The sequence below is a fragment of the Winogradskyella sp. 3972H.M.0a.05 genome, from assembly GCF_040493455.1.
In the GTDB taxonomy this organism is placed as follows: Bacteria; Bacteroidota; Bacteroidia; order Flavobacteriales; family Flavobacteriaceae; genus Microcosmobacter.
In genome coordinates this window covers 271091-295041 of the sequence record NZ_JANFDA010000004.1, presented here as the reverse complement: position 1 = coordinate 295041, position 23951 = coordinate 271091, and the positions used below count along the sequence as shown (strand labels likewise).

General features: G+C 34.9%; 23 protein-coding genes. 15 read left to right on the top strand and 8 right to left on the bottom strand.

The features are described 5' to 3' along the window. Window positions 1-43 precede the first annotated feature (43 nt). Together NCE97_RS10435 and NCE97_RS10430 are read left to right on the top strand one after the other, a co-directional pair. Window positions 44-571: an inorganic diphosphatase gene (locus tag NCE97_RS10435; protein WP_353779095.1), complete on the top strand. Its 528-nt coding sequence runs from the start codon at window positions 44-46 to the stop codon at window positions 569-571. 112 nt (window positions 572-683) lie between these two features. Beyond that, complete coding sequence (locus NCE97_RS10430; protein WP_353779093.1) at window positions 684-3077, top strand: sodium-translocating pyrophosphatase; 2394 nt, start codon at window positions 684-686, stop codon at window positions 3075-3077. A gap of 217 nt (window positions 3078-3294) precedes the next feature. On the opposite strand, the gene NCE97_RS10425 is transcribed toward NCE97_RS10430, so the two are convergent. Together NCE97_RS10425 and NCE97_RS10420 are read right to left on the bottom strand one after the other, a co-directional pair. Then, window positions 3295-4533, bottom strand: coding sequence for a TolB family protein (locus tag NCE97_RS10425; RefSeq protein WP_353779091.1), 1239 nt, complete (start codon window positions 4531-4533; stop codon window positions 3295-3297). Between the two features lie 135 nt (window positions 4534-4668). Then, window positions 4669-6198 (bottom strand): GH3 auxin-responsive promoter family protein, encoded by a 1530-nt coding sequence (locus NCE97_RS10420; RefSeq protein WP_353779089.1) that lies wholly within the window; start codon window positions 6196-6198, stop codon window positions 4669-4671. 42 nt (window positions 6199-6240) lie between these two features. Here NCE97_RS10420 and NCE97_RS10415 point away from each other — a divergent pair, with 42 nt between their 5' ends. Both NCE97_RS10415 and NCE97_RS10410 read left to right on the top strand, forming a co-directional pair. Further along, window positions 6241-7035 carry a DUF2797 domain-containing protein gene (locus NCE97_RS10415; protein WP_353779087.1) on the top strand — a complete coding sequence of 265 codons (795 nt, stop codon included), beginning with the start codon at window positions 6241-6243 and terminating at the stop codon, window positions 7033-7035. 236 nt (window positions 7036-7271) lie between these two features. Further along, window positions 7272-7679, top strand: a complete 408-nt coding sequence (locus NCE97_RS10410) for a hypothetical protein (protein ID WP_353779086.1) — start codon at window positions 7272-7274, stop codon at window positions 7677-7679. Window positions 7680-7755: 76 nt separating this feature from the next. Here the strand turns inward: NCE97_RS10410 and NCE97_RS10405 are convergent, their stop codons facing one another. The 4 genes from NCE97_RS10405 to NCE97_RS10390 form a co-directional block, all read right to left on the bottom strand. Next, entirely contained in the window at window positions 7756-8385 is a 630-nt protein-coding gene (locus tag NCE97_RS10405) for a LysE family transporter (protein WP_353779085.1), read from the bottom strand. A gap of 54 nt (window positions 8386-8439) precedes the next feature. Then, the gene (rpsU, locus tag NCE97_RS10400) at window positions 8440-8634 is read right to left on the bottom strand and encodes a 30S ribosomal protein S21 (RefSeq protein ID WP_353779084.1); all 195 of its coding nucleotides are present in this window, start codon (window positions 8632-8634) and stop codon (window positions 8440-8442) included. A 188-nt stretch (window positions 8635-8822) separates the two neighbouring features. Then, on the bottom strand, window positions 8823-11432 hold the full coding sequence (locus NCE97_RS10395) for an AsmA-like C-terminal region-containing protein (protein ID WP_353779083.1): 2610 nt from the start codon (window positions 11430-11432) through the stop codon (window positions 8823-8825). A gap of 73 nt (window positions 11433-11505) precedes the next feature. Continuing rightward, entirely contained in the window at window positions 11506-12210 is a 705-nt protein-coding gene (locus tag NCE97_RS10390; RefSeq protein WP_353779081.1) for a queuosine precursor transporter, read from the bottom strand. A 72-nt stretch (window positions 12211-12282) separates the two neighbouring features. On the opposite strand from NCE97_RS10390, the gene folK reads away from it, so the two are divergent. After that, on the top strand, window positions 12283-13410 hold the full coding sequence (gene folK, locus NCE97_RS10385; protein WP_353779080.1) for a 2-amino-4-hydroxy-6-hydroxymethyldihydropteridine diphosphokinase: 1128 nt from the start codon (window positions 12283-12285) through the stop codon (window positions 13408-13410). Window positions 13411-13417: 7 nt separating this feature from the next. Here folK and NCE97_RS10380 read toward each other — a convergent pair whose 3' ends face one another. Then, window positions 13418-14263, bottom strand: a complete 846-nt coding sequence (locus tag NCE97_RS10380) for an SdiA-regulated domain-containing protein (RefSeq protein WP_353779079.1) — start codon at window positions 14261-14263, stop codon at window positions 13418-13420. Window positions 14264-14333: 70 nt separating this feature from the next. Between NCE97_RS10380 and NCE97_RS10375 the strand changes: the two genes are divergently transcribed. From NCE97_RS10375 to NCE97_RS10335, 9 genes are all read left to right on the top strand, one after another. Next, on the top strand, window positions 14334-15545 hold the full coding sequence (locus tag NCE97_RS10375) for a BaiN/RdsA family NAD(P)/FAD-dependent oxidoreductase (RefSeq protein ID WP_353779078.1): 1212 nt from the start codon (window positions 14334-14336) through the stop codon (window positions 15543-15545). A gap of 3 nt (window positions 15546-15548) precedes the next feature. After that, window positions 15549-16088 (top strand): DUF1697 domain-containing protein, encoded by a 540-nt coding sequence (locus tag NCE97_RS10370; protein ID WP_353779077.1) that lies wholly within the window; start codon window positions 15549-15551, stop codon window positions 16086-16088. Window positions 16089-16131: 43 nt separating this feature from the next. Next, window positions 16132-17259 carry a diphosphomevalonate decarboxylase gene (locus tag NCE97_RS10365; RefSeq protein WP_353779075.1) on the top strand — a complete coding sequence of 376 codons (1128 nt, stop codon included), beginning with the start codon at window positions 16132-16134 and terminating at the stop codon, window positions 17257-17259. 15 nt (window positions 17260-17274) lie between these two features. Beyond that, window positions 17275-17628 carry a four helix bundle protein gene (locus tag NCE97_RS10360; protein ID WP_353779073.1) on the top strand — a complete coding sequence of 118 codons (354 nt, stop codon included), beginning with the start codon at window positions 17275-17277 and terminating at the stop codon, window positions 17626-17628. Window positions 17629-17665: 37 nt separating this feature from the next. Continuing rightward, complete coding sequence (locus NCE97_RS10355; protein ID WP_353779071.1) at window positions 17666-18595, top strand: mevalonate kinase family protein; 930 nt, start codon at window positions 17666-17668, stop codon at window positions 18593-18595. 45 nt (window positions 18596-18640) lie between these two features. Further along, window positions 18641-19543 carry a geranylgeranylglycerol-phosphate geranylgeranyltransferase gene (locus tag NCE97_RS10350; RefSeq protein ID WP_353779070.1) on the top strand — a complete coding sequence of 301 codons (903 nt, stop codon included), beginning with the start codon at window positions 18641-18643 and terminating at the stop codon, window positions 19541-19543. A 1-nt stretch (window position 19544) separates the two neighbouring features. Next, window positions 19545-20492 (top strand): carbon-nitrogen hydrolase family protein, encoded by a 948-nt coding sequence (locus NCE97_RS10345; RefSeq protein ID WP_353779069.1) that lies wholly within the window; start codon window positions 19545-19547, stop codon window positions 20490-20492. Window positions 20493-20544: 52 nt separating this feature from the next. After that, complete coding sequence (locus NCE97_RS10340) at window positions 20545-21363, top strand: pseudouridine synthase (protein ID WP_353779068.1); 819 nt, start codon at window positions 20545-20547, stop codon at window positions 21361-21363. A gap of 311 nt (window positions 21364-21674) precedes the next feature. Further along, entirely contained in the window at window positions 21675-21977 is a 303-nt protein-coding gene (locus tag NCE97_RS10335; protein ID WP_353779066.1) for a hypothetical protein, read from the top strand. On the opposite strand, the gene NCE97_RS10330 is transcribed toward NCE97_RS10335, so the two are convergent. Beyond that, complete coding sequence (locus tag NCE97_RS10330; RefSeq protein ID WP_353779220.1) at window positions 21958-23340, bottom strand: MptA/MptB family glycosyltransferase; 1383 nt, start codon at window positions 23338-23340, stop codon at window positions 21958-21960. The genes NCE97_RS10335 and NCE97_RS10330 overlap by 20 nt on opposite strands. Before the next feature lie 151 nt (window positions 23341-23491). On the opposite strand from NCE97_RS10330, the gene NCE97_RS10325 reads away from it, so the two are divergent. Then, a complete protein-coding gene (locus tag NCE97_RS10325) occupies window positions 23492-23950 on the top strand; it encodes a COG2426 family protein (RefSeq protein WP_353779065.1) in 459 nt (152 codons plus the stop codon). The last annotated feature ends 1 nt before the right edge of the window (window position 23951 follow it).

The window sequence follows — 23951 nt, the reverse complement described above, 5'->3', positions numbered from 1 at the left end:
TAAAGGTGTATCTTTGCAGCCCTAATTTAACGATGAGATAATTATGAGTCCAAAAGGAAAAATGACGTTTGATGTACTAATAGAAATCCCAAAGGGGAGTAGAAACAAATATGAATACGATTTCGATTTACATAAAATCCGTTTTGATCGTATGTTGTTTTCATCCATGGTGTATCCAGGGAATTATGGTTTTATCCCAGAAACTTTAGCTTTGGATGGAGATCCATTGGATGTATTGGTATTGAGTACAGAACCAACTTTCCCAATGTGCGTAATGGAAGTAAAGCCAATCGGAGTATTCCACATGGCAGATGAAAAAGGGCCAGACGAAAAATTAGTATGCGTACCGGTTTCTGACCCAATTTGGAATACATATCAAGATATTACAGACCTTAATGAGCATAGGAAGAAAGAGATTACGCATTTCTTCCAAGTATATAAAGATCTAGAAAAGAAGAAGGTCGATGTTGGTGGATGGGGTGACGCAAAAGAGGCGTACGATATTTTAAATAAATGTGTTGAGCGATACGAAAATAGCGAACACAAAGCCAACGGCGATTTTACGATCTAAAAGACATTCTATATTAAATCTTTGAAAACCTTTCACTCACAGAGCGAAAGGTTTTTTTAGTTCTCGTTGATTTTACTACTTTTGCGCAGCTAAATAACTAATTGAAATATTTATGGAATCAAATATGATTTTCGTGCCAATAGCATTGGCGATTTTAGGACTTTTATTTATGTTCATCAAAATGTCTTGGGTTAAGAAACAAGATGCAGGTAGTGACAAGATGAAAGGCATTTCTAAAGCTATCAAAGAAGGTGCTTTGGCATTCCTTGGAGCTGAATACCGTTTACTGTTAATATTCGTAGTAATCGCATCAGCTGCTTTATTTGGAATATCTACAATAGTAGAGTCTACAAGCTGGATGATTGTTCCTGCATTTATTATAGGTGCTGTGTTCTCTGCTTTAGCAGGAAACATTGGAATGCGTATCGCTACTGATGCTAATGCGCGTACAGCAGAAGCTGCAAAGACAAGTTTACCTCAAGCACTAAAAGTATCTTTTGGTGGTGGAACAGTAATGGGACTTGGTGTTGCTGGTTTAGCTGTATTAGGATTGAGCTTATTATTCTGGTTCTTTTTAGGGCAGTTTATGGGAGCTGAAGGCGGTTTCTATGGGAACATGACTGTAGTTCTAGAAACGTTAGCTGGATTCTCTCTGGGTGCTGAATCGATTGCTTTATTTGCGCGTGTAGGTGGTGGAATCTATACAAAAGCTGCCGATGTAGGTGCTGACCTAGTAGGTAAGGTTGAAGCTGGTATCCCTGAAGATGATCCTCGTAACCCAGCTACCATTGCTGATAACGTAGGTGATAATGTTGGTGATGTTGCAGGAATGGGAGCAGACCTTTTTGGGTCGTATGTAGCTACTGTATTAGCAGCTATGGTACTTGGAAATTATGTGATTAAAGATATGTCTGCAACGACTCAGTTTACAGACGCATTCAATAATATGGGGCCTATTCTTCTACCACTAGTCATTGCTGGTGTTGGTGTGTTGGCTTCCATAATCGGAACATTCTTAGTAAAAGTGTCTAACAATGAAGCTAAAGAATCTCAAGTTCAAAAAGCATTAGATACTGGAAACTGGGCTTCAATTATATTAACACTAATTGCTAGTTACTTCTTAATTAAGTGGATGTTGCCAGAAACTATGCAAATGAACTTCTTTGGAGAAGGTCTAAGAGATGTATCGTCTATGAATGTATTTTGGGCGGCATGTATTGGTCTTGCCGTAGGTGCTTTGATCTCTGTGGTAACGGCTTACTATACATCTTTAGGAAAGAAACCTGTTTTAGATATTGTAAAAAATAGTTCTACTGGAGCTGCAACTAATATTATTGCAGGTCTTGCAGTAGGTATGAAATCTACATTCTTATCTGTTATCTTATTTGCTGCGGCCATCTTTGGATCGTATGCTTTAGCAGGATTCTATGGTGTAGCATTAGCAGCTTCTGCAATGATGGCAACTACTGCGATGCAGTTAGCGATCGATGCATTTGGTCCTATTGCAGATAATGCAGGTGGTGTAGCTGAAATGAGTGAACTAGAGCCTCATGTTAGAGAGCGTACAGATATATTAGATTCAGTAGGTAATACTACTGCAGCTGTTGGTAAAGGATTTGCTATTGCTTCTGCAGCATTAACTGCCTTAGCATTATTTGCTGCTTATGTTACGTTTACAGGAATTGACGGAATTAACATCTTTAAAGCAGATGTATTAGCAATGTTATTTGTAGGAGGAATGATTCCTGTAATCTTCTCAGCATTAGCAATGCAATCTGTAGGTAAAGCTGCGATGGAAATGGTACAAGAAGTACGTCGTCAGTTTAGAGAGATTCCTGGAATTATGGAAGGAACAGGTACTCCAGAGTATGCTAAGTGTGTTGATATTTCAACTAAAGCTGCTCTTAAAGAAATGCTTTTACCTGGATTGATTACGATTATTACACCAATTATCATAGGTCTTTTATTTGGAGCTGAACCATTAGGAGGTTATATGGCTGGTGTTTGTGTTAGCGGTGTGATGTGGGCAATCTTCCAAAACAACGCTGGAGGTGCTTGGGATAACGCTAAGAAATCTTTTGAAGCTGGAGTAGAGATTGATGGTAAAATGGAATACAAAGGTTCTGATGCGCACAAAGCAGCAGTTACTGGAGATACAGTTGGAGATCCATTCAAGGATACTTCTGGACCATCTATGAACATCTTAATTAAGTTAACGTGTTTAGTAGGTTTAGTTATTGCTCCAATCTTAGGAGGACACGATTCTGAAACAGCTCTAGCAGACGAAAATACTTTTGAAGTAGAGATGTCTATTTCTGAAGATATGGCTCAAGCAACTGTAGTATATACTACTGTAGAAAATGGCGAGACAGTTACCAACGAAAGAGTTTTTGAAGGTACTGAAGCTGAAGTAGAAGAAGCTATTAAGGAATTCGAAAAATCTACTATCGGAGAGAATGGTGAAATTGAAAAAATCATTGAGAAAGTAGAAGTGATAAAAGAATAACTTCAATATCCATATAAAACATGAAAACCACGCTTCGGCGTGGTTTTTTTATGCTGGATTGATTAATGTAATATTGCGCAACAATGTTTTGTTTGTTTGCTTTGTAAATATAGTATTTACTGTGTAAGATAAAAACTACTAATTCCCTTTTTAGACTAAGTAGAGTTTATTTTCGTTGTAAGAACTCGCGCTACTTTTTTTAACGATAAAACGCAGGTTATTTTTTAACTACCGCACTATCATCAGCGCTAGCTAATTTTAGGTTTTCACTAAACACTAAACGTTGTGAATCATTAATAGCTAACTTCAGTTCTTTATCTGCATAACCTTGCTTTACAGCTTTAATAATATAGCTTTCAAATGCTCTTACTTTGAATTTATAGCTAGCAGTTTTATCTGTTTTCTGTCTTGCTATTTCATTACCTTCTTCGTCAAGTAGTATCAGGGTTGTATTAGATAACGGAGCATCATTCTCATTCAGAACAACACCTTCAAGATCTCTGTAAATAGGCTTGGCGTCAAACTCATAAAGATCATAACTTCCTAATCCATCTGCTTTATTAGAAGAGAATACACCTTTATTATTGTCCATAAACATAAATGCTAATTCATCACTATCAGAGTTCACAGTTTGTCCTAGGTTTCTTGGTGATTTGTAAATGCCAAATACTGGTTTACTCACAAAGATGTCAAAGCCGCCTAAACCGTCGTGTCCATTAGAAGCAAAAAATAAATATTTACCATCTAACGAATAGTGAGGATACTTTTCGTCACCTTCAGAATTGATTAGCGGGCCTAAATTTTTTGGAGTTCCGATAGTCCCTTTTTTATTTATGTCGGCAACATATAAGTCATAACCACCATAACCATCTTTTCTATTCGAAGAGAAGTACAGTTTCTTTCCATCTCTACTTACAAATGGATTCTCTACAGAATAACTGTTGTTTTTCGTCAGCTGAACATGATTTATCCAGTTGCCATGAGAATTTGCCTCTAATTCGGCTTTGTAGAGTTGATATATATGTGGTGTCTTTCTACTGCTTCGAGTATAATATATTGTCGATTCATCTGGCGAGAATGACACCGATCCTTCATTATTTTTAGTATTCAATATTCTTGAAAATAATAGAGGATAGGAAACAGATCCTTTTTTGTCAAAATCTAAACAAAACAAATCTGTATAAGGTTCATTGGTAAGCTTATTTATACCATTACCGATTGCACCTATTTTTTTTGAAGACACAATGATGAGTTTATTCTTAAATACTGCTGAACCAAAATCGGAATACTTGGTATTCACTTTAGCATGATTCAATGTAAAGTCTAATCCACTTTCATTGTATTTATCAAAATCGTTTGAATTGTTGAGGGGTAGTGTGTGGTCTGGTGACAAACTTGAGAGTGTAACCATAACCGATAAAGCACCACCAACGAGGACTTGGAGGTAAGTTTTCATGATCCGAGGGGTTTGGATTAATTATCTAATTATTTTTCCTTAAAGTTACAGAAGAGTTAATATAACATCACTTTTTCGTAAACTTTTCTAGACGAAGATAAGAAAAATCCGACGAAAAATAGAATTTGTAAACTTTTATCGATGAACTGGAGCTCCATTCAATGCAAGAAGCTCGTTTAAATAGTCTCTGGTATTCGACAATCTTGGTACCTTGTGCTGTCCACCAAGCTTGTCATTAATCTTTAGCCAATCATAGAATAGATCTTGCCGCGCAACATTAACTTTAGGTTTATTCAAAGTCATATTGTTGTAGCGTTTTGCTTCATAATCGGAGTTTAAGGATTGAAGCGTTTTATCGAAAAGGTCATTGAACTGTTCTTGGTTTTCAGGAGGTGTTTTAAACTCAATTAGCCACTCATGAGCGCCTTTAGATTTACCTTCCATAAAAATTGGGGCAGCAGTAAAATCGATAATTTCAGCCTTAGTGGATTTGCATACTGTCTTTAACGCATCTTCAGCATTTTCGATAATAAGCTCTTCACCAAACACATTGATATGATGCTTTGTACGACCTGTAACTTTAATTCTATAAGGTTTGGTTGAGGTAAAACGTATGGTATCTCCAATCTTATAACGAAGCAAACCAGCATTAGTCGTAATGATAACCGCATAGTTTTTACCAACTTCAACATCACTAAGAGGGATTACTTTTTCATTCTTAGTGCCATAGGTATCCATCGGAATAAATTCATAGAAGATTCCATAATCCAACATCAATAATAATTCACTTGAGTTATTTTGATCTTGTATAGCGAAAAAGCCTTCAGAAGCATTATAGATTTCATAATATTTAAAATCTTGCTTCGGAAGTATAGCTTTGTATTGATCCATGTATGGTGTAAAGCTTACACCGCCGTGAAAATAAACTTCAAGATTTGGCCATATTTCAAAAAGACTATTCTTGTTCGTATGCTCAAGAACATTGTTCAGAAGCACCAGCATCCATGATGGTACACCAGCCAGACTCGTCACATTTTCATTTATAGTTTCGTCTACAATAGCTTGCATCTTATATTCCCAATCACTCATCAAAGAGACTTTACTACTTGGTGTACTAGAGAATTCTGCCCAAAATGGCATATTGTCTATGAGAATTGCCGAAAGGTCTCCAAACACAGTACCATTCTCCATATATAGTTCCTTGCTTCCGCCTAAGCGTAAACTTTTGCCTGTAAACAATTGCGAATCCTCATTGTTGTTTAGGTACATACAAAGGAGATCCTTACTAGCTGCATAATGACAATCTTCCAAAGATTCGACGCTAACAGGAATGAACTTGCTCTTTGCATTTGTAGTTCCGCTTGATTTAGCAAACCATTTTATAGGCGTTGGCCAAAAGATATTATGTTCTCCTTTTCTTGAGCGCTCAATAAGATGCTGAATATCTTCATAGGATGACACCGGAATTCGATTTTTGAAGGCCTCATAACTAGAGATTGATTCAAAATCGTATAGCTTCCCCAACTCTGTTTCTTTGGCAGTGTCAAGCAAATTGAAGAGTAATTCTTCCTGTACTTCGTTAGGATATTTCAAAAACAATTCGATTTGATGAAACCGTTTTTTCAAAAACCAAGAAGCAATAGAATTTACTAAAGGAATTGGCATGGATTAGCTATCTTTATAACGCCTAAAATAATAAAAATCTTTATGAAGTATCAAGGTGTTCTCACTAAAATGCAAACCGAATTCTTAGAACCAATTCAGTATTATCTTGTTTTTGAAAATGACTTTATCAATGTTAATCAATTACTCAATAAAACCATTACTATGGAGTTTGTTGGTTATCAATGCTTGAGTTGTGGACTGAATAAGGAAATTTACAGACAAGGATTTTGTAAGAGTTGTTTTTTTGATGCGCCACAAGCAGGTGAGTGGATTATGCGACCAGAGTTGAGTACCGCACACCTTGGTAAAGAAGATCGGGATTTGGCTTATGAAAAAGAGGTGCAATTGCAGCCGCATATTGTGTATTTAGCTAACTCGAGTAATGTTAAGGTTGGTGTAACCAGAAAGACCCAAGTACCTACACGTTGGATAGATCAAGGCGCTCACGAAGCCATAGAAATTGTTGAAGTACCAAATCGTTACTTGGCCGGAATTACTGAAGTTGCTCTTAAAGACCAAGTCAGTGATAAGACTAACTGGCGAAAAATGCTTAAGAATGAGATTGAAGATGCAGACCTTGCGGAATGGCAACAAAAATTAAAAGATTTTATTCCCGAAGAAGTTAAAAACTACTTTATAGATAACAGTACAGAGACCCATCTCGAATTCCCGGTCTCTAAGTATCCTGAAAAACCTAAGTCCTTGAATATTAAAAAGGAGCAAAGCTACACAGGGAAATTAGTTGGTGTAAAAGGGCAATACTTCATTTTTGAAGATGATACTGTATTTAACATCAGAGCTAATGAAGGTCTGGTGGTGAGTATTACTGTGATTTAAGTCCTTTATAAAAGTTGAATGAAAATATATCTAAGGATATTTTTAAATACTTCCTTACATTTTCTAATTATTTGTTTCTTCTTAAAAATTACAATAAACCAAACATTTAATCGTAGTAATGTAATCGATTAGATAAACTCAAACCATTGAATGAATGGATTGCCAATCGGCATTATTGAGTTAATAAGAAGAACATGCAACATATGAATTTTATGAGGTCAAGCGTATTAATGTTGTTGGCAACAATAATTTTATCCTGCGATTCTAATAATATTAATTCAATAAAAGTTTATTATAGAAATCCTGGAATTTCAACTCCTTATCCATCTTTCTGTGTTGATTATTTGTTTGAAGAAGGGGAGAATATCAGAAAAAAGACTTTGCACAACAAAAAGTTCTTAAAGAATTTTGATTATCAAATAAAAAGACTAATTATTTCTAATCAAGATCTGACTGTAGATAGTAGAGTGTTCATGCTTATAAATTATAAAGATGGAAACATTGATACTCTTTGTATTGGTGAATTCAGGGGCATTTTCTTAAATGGAACAGTAATGGAAGATGACGAAGAATTCCATAAAATGATAATAGATGAGATAGATTTCTATGACAAAGAAAAGTATAATAAAATGTATGGAAATTAAACAGGTAGGGCTTAATAATTTGCATCAAAGAATATCCAAACAGTGACCTTTAATTAAAGATTACTGTTTTTTTAGTCTATACATAATACAACTTCACAGCTTGCACTAAAGCAATAATTACAAATAAGACACCTGTTAGTTTGTTAACGATGAGATTAATGTTCTGAACTTTGTTTTTAATGACAGTACTAAAACGACTGTAGAAGAAAAGCGTTAGAAGCTTTCCGACATAGACACCAAAGAAAAACAGGAATAAGACTGAAAGCGAAGACTGTAGAGACAACATAAGGTCATTGTTATTAATAATCCCATAAGCAATCACCCAATAAATTAAAACTGGTGGATTGAGTAATCCCAATACAAAACCTGTAGCATACTTTGATTTGGTGATTTTTAATGTTTTATTTGATTTTGGTTTAGTCAACTTTTTATTAAAGAACAAGAATAAACCAATTCCGAAAAGTACTATAGCAATAACAATCTGTATCCAAAGATTTTCATTAAAAAAATCGCGAACTACCATATTGCAATGCAACGCATAATAAGATAGAATGACTTCAGCAATACCAGCGGCAATGGCAATTTTGAAAGCTTGCTTGGCGTTTTGCTTTATAGTTGTATTGATAACAGCAACATTAGATGCACCAAGAGGTAAGGCACCTATGATAGCTGCAAAAATTCCAACAAGTAAGTAGATGACAATCATAAGCATTTTGTAGTGGAGAACTACAATTGCTTACAAAAGAGGTGTTAAAGAATATTAAATATTTTCTTGGTCTCTAAGCTTTTGGATGTAAGCCGCTTTTTGTATTTCGCGTCTACGCTTTACAGATTTTTTGGTGAACTGCTTTCTCTCTCTAATATTGTTCATCGTCTGCACGTTTCTGTGCTTACGTTTGTAACGTTTTAGAGCTCTTTCAATGCTTTCGCCTTCTTTTACATTAATAATGATCATAGATGTAATTGTTTAACTGACCCTTACTATCAGTTGGTTTTAAATTATTAAATATTGTAAGGGATTAGTTAAATACAAGGTACAGAAGTTATGGCTTTAAAAACCGAAAAGTCTGAACAACAGTTCAACTAAAATATGGGACAAAGAAACAACTAAAAAGTGAGACTAGCTTATAACACTTCAATTATTTAATTATTCACCGAATCTTTTTTTGTCTTTTTCTTCTTTCCGCCAAGTAAACCACCAAGAACATCTTTTACAACATTACCAGTGTCAGTTTTGGTTGAATCTGTCTCTTTTTCAGTGCCAAGTGCACCTCCAAGCAAGTCGTTGAGTTTGTCTTTACCTTGGTTTAAAAGTTTTTGCTTCTGAATTTCTACAAGTTGTTCACCAAGGGCAGAAACAGCCGAAGTAAGGTCTGTCGATACAGTAGGTTGAGCAAAACTACCACCTATTGTTGCTGTTACAGGAACAGTAAGTTCTTTTAGGGAATCATCATTAATCTGTGATAATAACCCATTAACATCATTACCCAAGTACTTAGCAGGTACTTGAAATACTGCACTATAATTCATGCTTTTGTCGAAACCATGAGAGCCCGAAATCTCAATATCAATATCATCATACTTTAGCTTGAAAGGTTTTACACTAACCTGACCATCCTTAAATTCTAGTTTGGTTTTCAAGTCCTTTAAGTCTAGTTTCTTAAAATCTATAAAGTTTAAAGCACCTCCAAGTTTTTCCAGCACGTCACCTTGTAATGGATTTATGGTTGAGGTTAATACTTCTGCCAAAGCATTTCCGGAAACAGTAGTGAGATTTGGCGAAAAGGTTTCGTCTAATTTTCCCTTCAGATTAATCGTAGTGTTCAACTTTCCTTGTAAGGATTTAGCAATCGGAGCCAGATTTTGTAATAACTCTAAGCCTTTAAAAGATTTTGCAATATCAAATTTATCGACACCAAGATTCATATTGAAGGTTGGTGTTGCCTCTTTTGTGGAAACATTACCAGCAATAGCCAGCTTCCCATCAAAAATATCTGAAGTCATATTTTTTAAATCCGCTTTTTGGTCTTTGATGATGAGTTGCCCCTTAACATTGTTCAGCTTCAAGTTATCATACACTACCGTCTTGGCATTAGCATTAATACTACAATCTAAAAAGTCAGGGATTTTAAGGGATTCACTATCCGAAGTTGTTTTATTGTCTTCTGAAACCGATTCATCTTCAACCATAAAATCACTTACCACGAACTGATCCGAATTCACATTAAAATTACCTTTTAGGTTTTTATCACTCAATAAGAAACCAAGCAAATTATCAATACTACCCGTAGCTTTTAAATCAGACGTTCCCGTAGTAGCGTCAAAACTTTCTAGTGAGACTTTAGTAGGTTTAAAAGCGATATCAGCTTTTGATATAGAAATAGGATTCACAATGTCTTCAGATGAAAACACAAAATCAGTGATGCTTACATTACCAGTATTTTTAATGCGCTTGTAAGCATTGGTTTCAATGGCATTCATGTCAAAAGACGTATTGAGTTTTCCTTTGAGGATACCACTCAATTCATTTTCTAATTCAACAGGATATGCTTTGGAAATATTAGCCAGATTTAGTGTGCCATCCACATTGGCATTGACAAGCATGTTACTGGTGAGTTGTCTTAAAGTCGCAGAAGATTTGAAGACATCATCGTCGATCTTAAAGTTGAGTTTATCGATGTTGACGTAGGTGTCATCAGCCTTACCATTATCGTTTTTTATTGAAGCATTGATCAAAATGTTTTCCACTTGTTTTGGCAAATCAGGATATTTAAACGACGCATTATTAGAGACAACATTGATATCTAGATTTGGAATGGTTGCATCTGAAGCTATACCTTTTATGAGACCTTTTACTTTGAAGTCTCCTGAGGTTTGTACATCGTCGAGATCTTTAGAATAAGCTTCTGGGATTACTGCGAGAAAATCTTTAAAAGAAGACTCAGGATTTTCAAAAGTAATATCGATTTCTTGAGCATCTTCTAGCAGTTTTACATAGCCATTAAACTCTAAAGGCAACTGATTAATAAACCCTTTGTTTTCCTTGAAGGTATATTTGTTTTGTTCTAAATCTAAATCAATTAAAGCATCCAGTTGTATAGCTGTGTTTTTGAGGTAAGCTGTATTATCAACTATAAGAGTCATCTTGGCTTCGGTATCAGTATCTAATTCTGAAGTTGTTCCAGAAAATATCCCTTTACCCGAATGGTTAAGGTCTGTAACTTGAATCGTATTTCCACTAGTCTCATCACTTAGCGAAAATGCACTATTGCTTATGGAATAATCTTCAATATCGAAAGCAAAACCACCACTGTTTGAAGCTTCTGAAGATTCTTTGTCTGAAGCATCAGATTTAAGAATATCATAGTTTGTGATGCCATCTTTGTTGGTTTTCAAATTTACTACAGCGCCATCGAGCGCAATTTCATTGACTACTAAAGGTCCATCGGATTCGGACTTTAAAAGCTCACCAATTGGCATTTCCAGATTAATTGATGTTGCAGTAACAAGTGTATCTCCTTGAAAAGGTTCGTAATTCGTAATTTTTAAATTGTCTACAGTGACGCTAGCTTTTGGAAAGCTTTTTAAAAGACTAAGATTAATGTCTTCAAACTCAACTTTGGCATTGATGTTTTCATCTGCATAAGCTTGTACGATCTCATCAATTTTGGATTCTAGCACTAAAGGCGTAGCAGCCAATAAAGCAATAATGATAAGTAATAGGATACCTATAACTTTAAAAACCTTTTTCATGAATAGTAGATTTGAGAATATATACGCAAAAATCGTACGAAAAGTTGTACTACAGGTAAAGTTTAGGATAAATTTATAAGAGTTTTATCTCCTCATTGATTCCTAATTTGAATCGCTTTCGGAACAAATGTACACCCAGATACAAGAATGGTGTATCTACAACAGCGATTAATACCTTGAATAAAAACCCTGCAATAAGCAAGCCTGTGAATAGGTTCCATTCAATTTTTCCAAAAGAACATAGCAAGAAAAGTACTGTAAACGTATCTACAAATTGAGATAAAAATGTTGAAAAATTATTGCGCAACCATAAGTGCTTTCCTTTGGTTAGTCGTTTCCAGAAATGGTAAATCTGTATGTCAATAAACTGTGCTAATAAGTACGCCATCATACTAGCAAACACAGCAATAGCAGTAGCTCCAAAAACAGTAGAAAATAAATCATTATTCACAGGCGACCAAGCTGTCGCAGGAGCAGCATTAGCAACGTAGACGATAATCATTGAGAAAAACGAAGCAAAAATCCCAGCAACCACAATATCGTTAGCACGCTTTTTACCATAAATCTCACTAATAAGGTCAGTAATCAAAAACGTAATTGGGTAAGGTAGAATACCAACCGAAATTTCGAACAATTTAGTATCAAACACTTTAGCGTCGAAAGGATACCAGTAGAAAAATTTCTGAAATATAAGATTAGAAACTACCAATGAGGTAATAAACAAAGCACCCAGAAACAAATAGATACGTTGCGCTAATAGCTTGTCTTTTTCGGTCATCTAAAATTGTGAATAATTCGCTCTTGTAAATATAAAGGATTAAAATTTGTTTTCATTATTTTGCCTTTGCTTATGGAGACACCTAACCATGTTTATATTGCCCTCGGTACAAACAAAGGAAACAAGTTTAAGAACTTGCAAGATGCCTTAGATGCTATTCATAACCATGTTGGGACTATAAAGAGTATCTCTAAAGTCTATAAGTCTGAAGCATTTGGGTTTGAAGGCGATGATTTTCTAAACATTTGTATAGGTGTTGAAACGCATATTAAGCCTAAAAAACTCATGAAAGATTTACTTTCCATTGAGGTAGATTTAGGTAGGGAACGAACTAAGGACGAAGGATATCAATCTAGAGTAATAGACCTGGACATCATCTTTTACAATGATGATATTATCGATACAAAATCATTAATTGTTCCACATCCAGAAGCGCACAAGCGCGTATTCGTATTACAGCCGCTCAACGATATTGCAGCAAGAGTAGAACATTCCGTGTTTGGTAAATCTGTAAGTGAATTGCTTTCAGAATGTGAAGTAGATACCGATTTAGAAGCACAGAATATTTGGTTGAAGAATCCAAGCAAACAGTACGATTTTTCCAAATACAATTACATTGCTATTGAAGGAAATATTGGAGCAGGAAAAACCAGTCTGGCAACCAAAATATCAAACGATTTTAATGCCAAGTTGATTCTAGAACGATTTGCCGATAATCCTTTTTTGCCCAAGTTCTATAAAGAACCAGAGCGTTATGCCTTCACTTTAGAGATGTCGTTTTTGGCAGATCGATATCAACAGATTAGTGATGACTTAGCTCAGTTCGATTTATTCAAGGAGTTTATCGTTAGTGATTATGATGTCTTTAAATCATTGATATTTTCAAAAATCACTTTACCAGAAGATGAGTTCAGATTGTATAGAAAGCTATTCTATCAAGTCTATAAAGACATTGCTAAGCCAGAGTTGTACGTGTATTTATATCAAAACACAGAACGCCTTCAAGAGAATATAAAGAAACGAGGTCGCAGTTACGAGAAACATATCGAAGATTCTTACCTCGACAAGATTAATGCAGGTTATCTGGAATTCTTAAAGGAACAGACCGAGCTCAACGTAAAAATCATAGATATTTCGGATAAAGACTTCGTAAAACGAAGAGAAGATTATCTATGGCTTCTGGGAGAAATTTGTCAATAGTATTTCTTTATTTTAGTTGGAACTCATATAAGTTACCACCTTCGACACCAAGGTATTCATCAGCAATATAGAGTGTGCTATCGTTTTTAAAGACGACACTTTCTTTTTGTGAACTATAGTCAAAATCGAACTTTTTATAAGTCCCTTCAAAGAATTTGGTGTTTTTAAAATCTGTAAAAATATAAGAGTTGTTTTCGGTAAGCAGTACCATTTTGTTACCGTTGTTATTAATATCTGCCGAAGTAACCCAGCAGCCACTATCTTCGCAAGTATTGAAAGTGCTCAAGTACTCCGCTTTGTATTCTCCAGCAGTAGTTGGTAATCGATACAAGTTCGTCTTTCCTCGCTCTTTAGGAGCTCTGCTTTTTGTGAACAGATATAAACTGTCTCTATAAAAGAAGAAAGATTCACAATCGAAATGACGTTTACTTTTCTTAGGCGGAAATTTTTTCTGCTCAGGATAACTGAATGAAATTTTTTCAGGTTTAATGGATTCTAGATTTGCATCAATTGAATCCTTTGAGACTTTCAGAATTGATAACCCCTTACTGTCGTTATCATTATTGCCAAAATTACCAATGTAAACGTTGCCAATGGTATCCATCGTTAAGTCTTCCCAATCTCTGTTTTTGGCTTTTATTTTTATTGTTTTCAAGATGCTTCCATGTTCGTCTAAGCCGTACAAAATAGGCTTATTGCCACTATCATTAATCATCCAGAATAGTTGTCGTTCTTCATCATAAGCCAAGCCAGAAACTTCGTTTAATTCCATAGGAATATCCATGATGACTTTCAGATTTCCAGTATCACACCCAGTAATTAAAACGAACAGAAGTAAAACGTATCTTGTCACTAGTAGTAGAAATTTATTATGGTAAATTTACGCAGTAGAAATGAAGAGACTCCTAATAATTAGATAAAATTTGAAACACTATAATGTCATCATAGTTGGAGGTGGTGCTGCAGGCTTTTTTGCTGCTATAAATATTGCACAGCAAAGACCAGATTTGTCCATTGCTATTCTTGAACGTGGCAATGCTGTATTGACTAAAGTTAAGGTTTCTGGAGGAGGTCGATGTAACGTAACACATGCAGAATTTATACCTTCAGAATTAGTACAACATTACCCTAGAGGAGAGAAAGAACTATTGGGTCCTTTTCATACATTCATGACTGGCGATACTATCGAATGGTTTGAAAGTAGAGGGGTGTCTCTAAAAATCGAAGATGATGGCCGTATGTTTCCGGTTACAGATTCATCCCAAACCATTATTGATTGTTTTCTTAATGAGGTCGAAAAGCATAATGTTGAAGTTTTGAAAGGACATACTGTAAAAACGATTCAAAAAGATGAAGATATATGGCAATTGTCAACCAATCAAGGTGATTTTTCTTGTGAAAAACTCTTAGTGGCTACAGGAAGTAATACCAAAATTTGGAAACTCATGGAGCAAATAGGACATTCTATCGTTTCTCCTGTGCCATCATTATTCACTTTCGATATCAATGATGAACGTATTAAGGATATTCCAGGCGTCGTAGCCAAAGGTGTTGAGGTAAACGTTATTGGAACGAGCTTAACATCCGAAGGTCCTTTGCTAATAACGCATGTTGGTATGAGTGCGCCAGTAATTCTAAAGCTTTCAGCATTTGGTGCTATTGAGTTAGCTGAACGAAATTATAACTTCGACATTGAAGTTAATTTCATTAAATCATCACATGAAGACTGTTTAGAGGAATTGAAATCTTTAAAACAGATAAATCCAAAGAAAACAGTATTTGGAACTTCTCAATTTGATTTGCCAAAACGTTTGTGGCAAAAGCTTGTAATGGCTTCAAGCATAGAAGCAGACAAAAAATGGGCAGATATTAATAAAGCCGAAACTGAAGCACTCGCTAATCAGCTTACAAAAGCAGTATTCAAAGTGCATGGAAAAAGTACCTTCAAAGAAGAGTTTGTTACAGCCGGAGGAATAAACTTGAAAGAAGTAAACTTTAAAACCTTTGAAAGCAAACTTCATAAGAATCTGTATTTTGCAGGCGAAGTGTTGAATGTCGATGCAGTCACTGGAGGATTCAACTTTCAGAATGCATGGACAGGAGCATTTATCGCAGCTCAAGCAATTTCAAAATAAATCATGAACACATATATAGCATTACTAAAAGGGATTAATGTCGGAGGGCACAGAAAAGTGCCAATGGCTGAACTTAGAGAGCTTTTGGCTAAAGTTGGTTTCAAAGATGTAAGAACCTATATCCAAAGTGGGAATGTAGTTTTGAAATCTTCAGAAAAGAGTAACGAAGCCATTGAGGATAGTATTCAAAAAGCGATAGCGAAACATTTTGGCTTTGAAGTTTTTGTAATGATAAAAACCAGAAACGATCTTAAGCGCATTTTTGATAATTGCCCATTTTCAGAAGAAAAAAAGAAAAGCAGCTACTTTACAATCTTACATTCTTCGCCAAGTGAAGACATGATAGCTGAAGCGTCACAAAAGATTTATGAGAATGAAGAATACACAATCATAGACGACTGTATTTACTACTACTGTGAGAAAGGTTATGCCAAGGCTAAGTTCAATATGAATTATTTTGAACGAAAGCTAAACACGACAGGCACAACCAGAAATTATAATACCATGGTGAAGCTCATAGAAATGTCCTCGGAAGAGAATTGAAACGATAGGATTTTGACTATTTTTGCTAATATTTAAACACTACATGACAGAAACAAATTTTGTCCTTGAACGATATTCTAAAATAGACAGTGGCAGCCATTCATGGTCTTCACCAAGCAACATAGCCTTAGTCAAATATTGGGGAAAAAAAGACAATCAGATTCCTGCCAATCCATCAGTGAGTTTTACGTTAGATGCTTGTAAAACAACAACGACACTTCGGTATGAGAAATTAGAGAATCCTGGAGAGTCTTTTTCTATAGATGTGTTTTTTGAAGGTAAAAAGAATGAAGCTTTTAAGCCAAAGATTGAAACCTTTTTTGAGCGCATTTATCGATATATGCCTTTTTTGAAGGATTATCATTTCATAATTGAAACGTCTAATACCTTTCCGCATAGCTCTGGGATTGCATCCTCTGCTTCAGGGATGAGTGCTTTGGCTTTATGCCTTATGAGTGTTGAAGTAAATCTGACATCAGACCAAACTTTGGACACTGAGCGGAGTCGAAGTGTAATCGAAGGATCTCAAGAACATTATTTTTACCAAAAGGCATCATTCTTGGCGCGACTAGGTTCTGGTAGCGCATGCAGAAGTATTGAAGGTGATTTAATTGTTTGGGGAAGTCATAAAGCGATTGAAGGGAGTTCAGATTTATTTGGAATAAAATACCCTTATGAAGTCCATGAGAATTTTAAGAATTACCACGATACAATTTTACTAGTCGATAAAGGCGAAAAGCAGGTAAGCAGTAGTGTTGGGCATAATTTAATGCATAATCATCCGTTTGCTGAAACTCGTTTTAAACAAGCACACGACAACCTTTCGCAACTCATAGACGTATTTAAAGAAGGAGATTTAAAAACATTTATTGAAATTGTAGAGAGCGAAGCCTTAACGCTTCATGCCATGATGATGACAAGTTTGCCATATTTTATTTTGATGAAGCCAAACACTTTGGAGATTATCAATAGAATTTGGAAGTATAGACAAGACACTGGGTCTCATGTATGTTTTACCCTAGATGCAGGAGCAAATGTGCATGTGCTTTATCCTGAAAATGAGGTAGAAAAAGTCTACGAATTCATTAATAACGAGTTAGTTGCGTTTTGCCAAAATGGTCATTATCTTTGCGATAGAATTGGTTTTGGCGCAAAAAAGTTGACAATGTAGAATTGATAATGGAAAATGAAGAAGGATAACATTGTTAAAAACAAGAGTTTTCGGTTTTCTGTTAGAATTGTAAAATTATATCAATTCCTAACTGAAGAAAAAAGAGAATTTATAATGTCTAAGCAATTGTTGCGTTCAGGTACGTCGATAGGCGCTAATATAAGAGAATCAGAACAAGCTGAAAGTAAAGCAGACTTTATTCATAAGTTATCAATTGCTTTAAAAGAGGCTAATGAAACAGAATATTGGTTAGATTTGCTAAACGAAACGAATTATTTGAAAAAGAATAAATATCTTAGTATTCAATCTGATATTAAAGAGTTATTAAAACTTTTGATAAGTATAGTAAAGGCAGCTAAACAAAACTAATTATCAATTGTCCATTTTCAATTGAAAACTTGAAACAATGAAAGGACCACTTTTTTATTCAAAAATTCTACTCTTCGGTGAGTATGGTATCATTAAAGACTCTAAAGGATTATCGATTCCTTATAGTTTTTATAATGGTGCTTTAAAGATGAATGACGATAATTCAGATGAAGGTAGAGCTTCTAATAACGGTTTAAAGTTATTTGTAGAGCATCTCAAAACGATTGAGTCAGAAGTTGTAGCATTCGATTTTGAAACACTTGAACGTGATGTGGAAGCAGGAATGTATTTCGATTCTTCTATACCGCAAGGCTATGGTGTTGGGAGTAGTGGTGCTTTAGTTGCAGCGATTTACGATAAATACGCAAAAGATAAAATCACTGTTTTAGAGAATCTTACCCGAGAAAAATTGTTGAAGCTTAAAACTATTTTTTCTGAAATGGAATCATTCTTCCACGGTAAGTCTTCGGGCTTAGATCCTTTAAATAGTTACTTAAGCATACCAATTCTTATCAATTCTAAGGATAATATTGAAGCTACAGGAATTCCATCACAGCAAACCAATGGAAAAGGCGCTGTGTTTTTATTAGATAGTGGTATCATAGGAGAAACTGCACCAATGGTTCGCATTTTTATGGAAAACATGAAGCAAGAAGGTTTCCGTAGTATGCTCAAAGATCAATTTATTAAACATACAGATGCTTGTGTAGACGATTTCCTAAAAGGCGATATTAAATCCCTGTTCAGAAATACAAAACAGTTATCTAAAGTAGTACTCAATCACTTTAAACCAATGATTCCAAAACAGTTTCATGAACTTTGGAAGAAAGGTATTGAAACCAATGAGTATTATTTAAAACTCTGTGGCTCTGGAGGAGGAGGTTATATCTTAGGATTTACTCAAGATTTTGATAAGGCTCAAAAATCACTTTCAGATTATAAATTAGAGGTGGTTTACAACTTCTAAATAAGAGCACATTCTGAACTCAATTCAGAATCTCACCCTTTTATTATGCTAACCAGAAGACAAAAACATATCCTGCTTAAGTTTTTCAGTATGTTTTCTGTCGTACGAGGATATAATATTCTCATCATTATTCTTGCTCAGTATTTAACTTCAATATTCATACTGGCACATAATAAACCGTTGGGAAAAGTTCTTTTTGATATCAACTTACTCATGCTAGTTCTGGCCTCAGCAGCATCGATTGCAGGAGGATATATCATCAATAATTTTTACGATTCAGAGAAAGACCTAATCAATAGACCACAAAAATCAATGCTAGACCGTTTGGTGAGTCAGAATACTAAGCTATCATTTTATTTTGTGCTCAATTTCTTGGCAGTAATCTGTGCAAGCTATGTATCGTTTAATGCCGTTTTGTTTTTTTCGGTATATATCTTTGGAATATGGTTCTATTCGCATAAGCTGAAGAAACTTCCAATTGTTGGTAACTTGACTTCAGCGGTACTAACGATTTTACCATTCTTTGCCATTTTTATGTACTACAAAAATTTCGAAACAGTAATTTTTGTACATGCTGTATTCCTGTTTTTATTGATATCAATTAGAGAATTGACAAAAGATTTAGAAAACATATCAGGGGACATGGCATTGGGTTATCGAACCATTCCAGTTGTCTATGGAGAGCGAATGTCTAAAGTAATGCTAACGGTTTTAGTAGGACTTACTACTATTCCTGTTTATCTACTGGTGAATGATTTCAAAATAGGACATATGCATTATTACTTTTATTTGAGTGTAATGTTACTACTGATTTTTCTACTATTGCTATGGAAATCAAAAGAGAAGACACATTATGTATGGTTACATAATATTTTGAAGTTTATTATCGTCGCAGGAGTTTTCTCTATAGTATTATTGGATGTAGATGTGGTTTTAAACAGAATTTAAGATGAATAACTTACTCACAGTTGCACTAGCACAAATTTCACCAGTTTGGTTAGATAAAGATGCTACACTAAAAAAAGTCGAAGACTCTATTGTAAAAGCTTCCGAAGCTAAAGCAGAATTGATTGTTTTTGGAGAAGGCTTAATGCCAGGATATCCTTTTTGGCTGGCTTTAACAGGTGGAGCCGAATGGAATAAAGACGTAAACAAAGAAATACATGCGCATTATGTATCTAACTCTGTAACTATTGAGAAAGGCGATTTAGATAGTGTGTGTGCATTAGCTAAAAAACACAAAATAGCAGTATACTTAGGAATCATAGAGCGTCCCTTAGATAGAGGTGGACATAGTATTTATGCTTCATTGGTTTACATAAATGAGCAAGGAGAGATAAAATCTGTTCACAGAAAACTGCAACCAACTTATGATGAGCGTCTTACTTGGGCTCCAGGCGATGGGCATGGATTACAAGTGCATCCATTAAAACAATTTTCAGTTGGAGGACTTAACTGTTGGGAGAATTGGATGCCTTTGCCAAGAACTGCTTTGTATGGTCAAGGTGAAAATTTGCATATCGCAGTTTGGCCAGGAAGCGATCATAATACAAAAGATATTACACGTTTTATAGCTAGAGAGTCTCGCTCTTATGTACTTTCCGTATCAAGCTTAATGCAAAAAACTGATTTTCCTGAGACAACACCTCATATAGACCGTATCTTAGAAAAAGCACCAGATATACTTGCCAATGGAGGAAGTTGTATCGCAGGACCAGATGGCGAATGGGTGATTGAACCAGTATTGCATGAAGAAGGTTTAATAACAGCAACATTAGATTTTAATCGTGTGCTAGAAGAACGTCAAAATTTTGACCCTGTAGGCCATTACTCCAGACCAGATGTAACTAAACTTACCGTAAATACAGAACGACAAACAACTGTAGAATTAGAGTAGTTTTTGACGAGGATTGTCATACCTTTGCAGCCAAAAGTAAAAGAGGCTGATTATGAGTCGTCAACAAGGTAATAGAGGTAAAGGGAAATTTAGCAGTTCTAAAGGGCGTTTTTCAAAAGGGAGTACATCTCAAAAGAAAAGTACAGCAAAGCAAGATTCTAATCCAGACGCTATACGTCTAAACAAATACATTGCAAATTCTGGTATCTGTTCTAGAAGGGAAGCTGATGAGAATATAGCGATTGGCTTAGTCACTGTTAATGGTAAAGTCGTTACAGAAATGGGCTATCGCGTTAAGCTCAACGACGAAGTTCGTTTCGATGGACAGCGTATCTCTCCAGAAAAAAAGACCTATGTATTGTTGAATAAACCAAAAGGGTTTGCAACGACTACTAGTGAAAGCAAGGGCAGAACCGTTATGGATTTAGTTGCTAATGCAACCAATGCTAACATAAAGCCAATTGGGCGTTTGGGTAGAAACTCTTTAGGACTATTATTATTCACTAATGATGATGAGGTTGTGAAAAAATTCACCAATTCTAAGAATGGTGTAGCTCGATTATTTCATATTGAATTGGATAAAAATTTGAAATACGAAGACCTTAAAGCTATTAAGGATGGCTTCAAAATTCAAGGAAAAGAAATTTCGGTTGAAGAAATTAGCTATGTAGAAGGTGCTAGTAAGAAAGAAATTGGTCTGAAAATAAAGAACACAGGGAACTCTATTATCAGAACTATTTTTGAGCATTTTAATTACGGGATATCTAAAATTGATTGTGTAGCAATTGCTCACCTCACAAAAAAGGACTTACCAAGAGGGCATTGGAAGCATCTTACTTTACAGGAAATTAATACATTAAAAATGCTCTAATTAGAGTATCATTAAAGCAGCAATTGTCAATAAAACCACCGCAGCAGAAATTATAATATTTCGGTTTGCTGAACTTCGATAGTTGGCCATAATGGATTGATTAATAGATAGTTCAAAAATACTAAATTTTAATCGTTTAATGTTACTATAAGATTACGGATTCTTTTTTATTGAACGTTTTTTAACTCAAGACTTAATATAAAACCTACAAACACACTGTAAATCTTTACACATTCATAACATCGAGTTTTTTGCATTTGTAAAAGATTAGGTCGTATATTAGAGTAGTATTAAGACAACCTACTATTAATATGAAAGATAACAAGAGGAGAGTTATTGTTGACTATAAAAAGCTTACTCCTGAGATCTTGACATTGCTTGTAGAACGTTATCCAGATGGTTACGATGATGATCACATCATTTCATTTAGAAATGCTAAGAATGATCTTATCGAAGCGGTAGAGGTATCTACCGATGACACTAAATATTTGGTAAAAGTGAGTACCAAATTACAAGCAACAATGAGGAATTACGATGAAGAGGAGAATGAGCAATTGCCAAGTGATGTGCCAATTGTACAACAAGATCCTGGAATTAGCCCTGCAGCTGGTTAGTTGCTAGTCCGCTTTTTTTAAAACGTACTTCGTAAATAAAATATGCATATACGATACAATACTCTATGGCTATAACCCAAAGGTTTTCAGTATTATCTTTATTAGTGTAAGCAAGGTAGCTCAATACAACCGCAAGACTCCATAGTATCGGAAACTTATAATTCGTGAAAACAGCTAAAACCAATGGCATGGCAATGTACCAAGGGTGCACAGTAGTACTGAAAAAAAGATAAATACTTATGGTGAAAAGCATTGCAGAGATTAACTGTCTAGTGCTTTTGTTTTTTCTAAAGAATGTTACAATCAATATATACAGAATAACAATAACAGGAAGTATTTTTCCAATCACGGCAATCTCATTATAGCCTCTGAATAAATACCCAATTTCTCTAGCCAGATAGTATATGCTTGCATTGAATTCAAAATTATTAAACCAAAGTCCAACCGTTTTGCTATAGTTTGAAATGAATTGAGTATCGAAGAAAGGCAGAAACAGAATTAAGATTGAACCCCCTACAATCGAATAAAAACTTAATAGCCTTACTATTCCTGATTTTAAAGAAGAATCGTTTTTTACAAACCACTGATAAAATAGTGGTAAGAACATTAACGGAATCAACTTCACGGAGATGGAACATGCTAAGATTACCGCTGCCCATTTCCACTTACCAGAATGCAATAGGTATAAACTCCATATCAAAAAGAAGATCATGACACCTTCAAAATGCAGATTGCCTGTAAGCTCAATGATAATAAAAGGATTAAGGATATACCAGAATATATTGTGCTCTGAGAGGTTCAGTTTTTTTAGTAGTTTTTTTCCAAAATATAGTGTCCCAAAGTCGGCAGCGATTATTATTAATCGCATTACCGTTGCAGAATATAGTATGCTTTTACTAGCAAACAATGCAGCTATTGCAAAGCACAACTGATTTAAAGGAGGATAATTGGTGAAATGACTCCCATTAAGTTCGCCCATACCATTGTAAAGTTCTTGAGCTTGTGCAACAGGAAATTGATTGCTTGTAATAAATGATTCAGGAGTGTATAGATATGGGTTGAACCCTTCCAAAATCATACGCCCATCCCAAATAAATCTATAGAAATCCTGAGATAAGTTTGGTATAGCTAAAATAAAAATAGCCCTAAACCCAAATGCTAGCCAAGTGAGTAGTTTTAGATTATGTTTTGTATACTGTATGAGTAGATAAAAAAGTAAAAAAACCGTAGTATAAATACTCAGTAATTTTAGAGTATTTGTGCGCTCCAAATCATAAGCCATAACCCAATACAGAACAAAACTAATAATTGCCAGTAGAGCAGGAGCTTTAATGAGTTTTAGAAAGGTTGGATTTAGTGTCATTGCAAACAAATATACTTTAAAGTCGTAATTAATTCTAAGTCTTACCAACAACTCAAAAATAACTGGAAAATAAGATGTTATTTTTCTTATAAAATCTTGATGCAAGATGACTTATAGCTTATCTTTGCCTTTCCTTTAATGTTAACCTACTTTGATACAAGACATTTTCGTAGCGGTATTGTGGAGTCTCTCACCATTTGGTGAGGCAAAAGTTGGTATTCCTTACGGAATGCTAAGTGGAGCGAATATATATATAGTGTTTGTGCTGTGTCTTGCGGCTAATATTCTAGTCTTTCCTATTATGATGTTCTTTTTAGATTATGTGAATACGCATTTTCTAAAATGGCGATTCTATAAGAAAAGTGCGCTTTGGGTTGCCAAAAGAGCAAAAAATGGTTCTGGAGATAAGATCAAAAAATATGGATTCTGGGGATTAATTGTTTTTGTAATGATTCCTTTACCAGGAACCGGAGTCTATGCAGGAAGCATTGCATCGTATCTCTTCAATATAGAAAAGAAAAAAGCTTTTATAGCAAATACCATAGGAATCACACTATCTTCAATAATTATCTGGACAGCTACATTACTGTCTATGAATGCAAGTGTTTAAA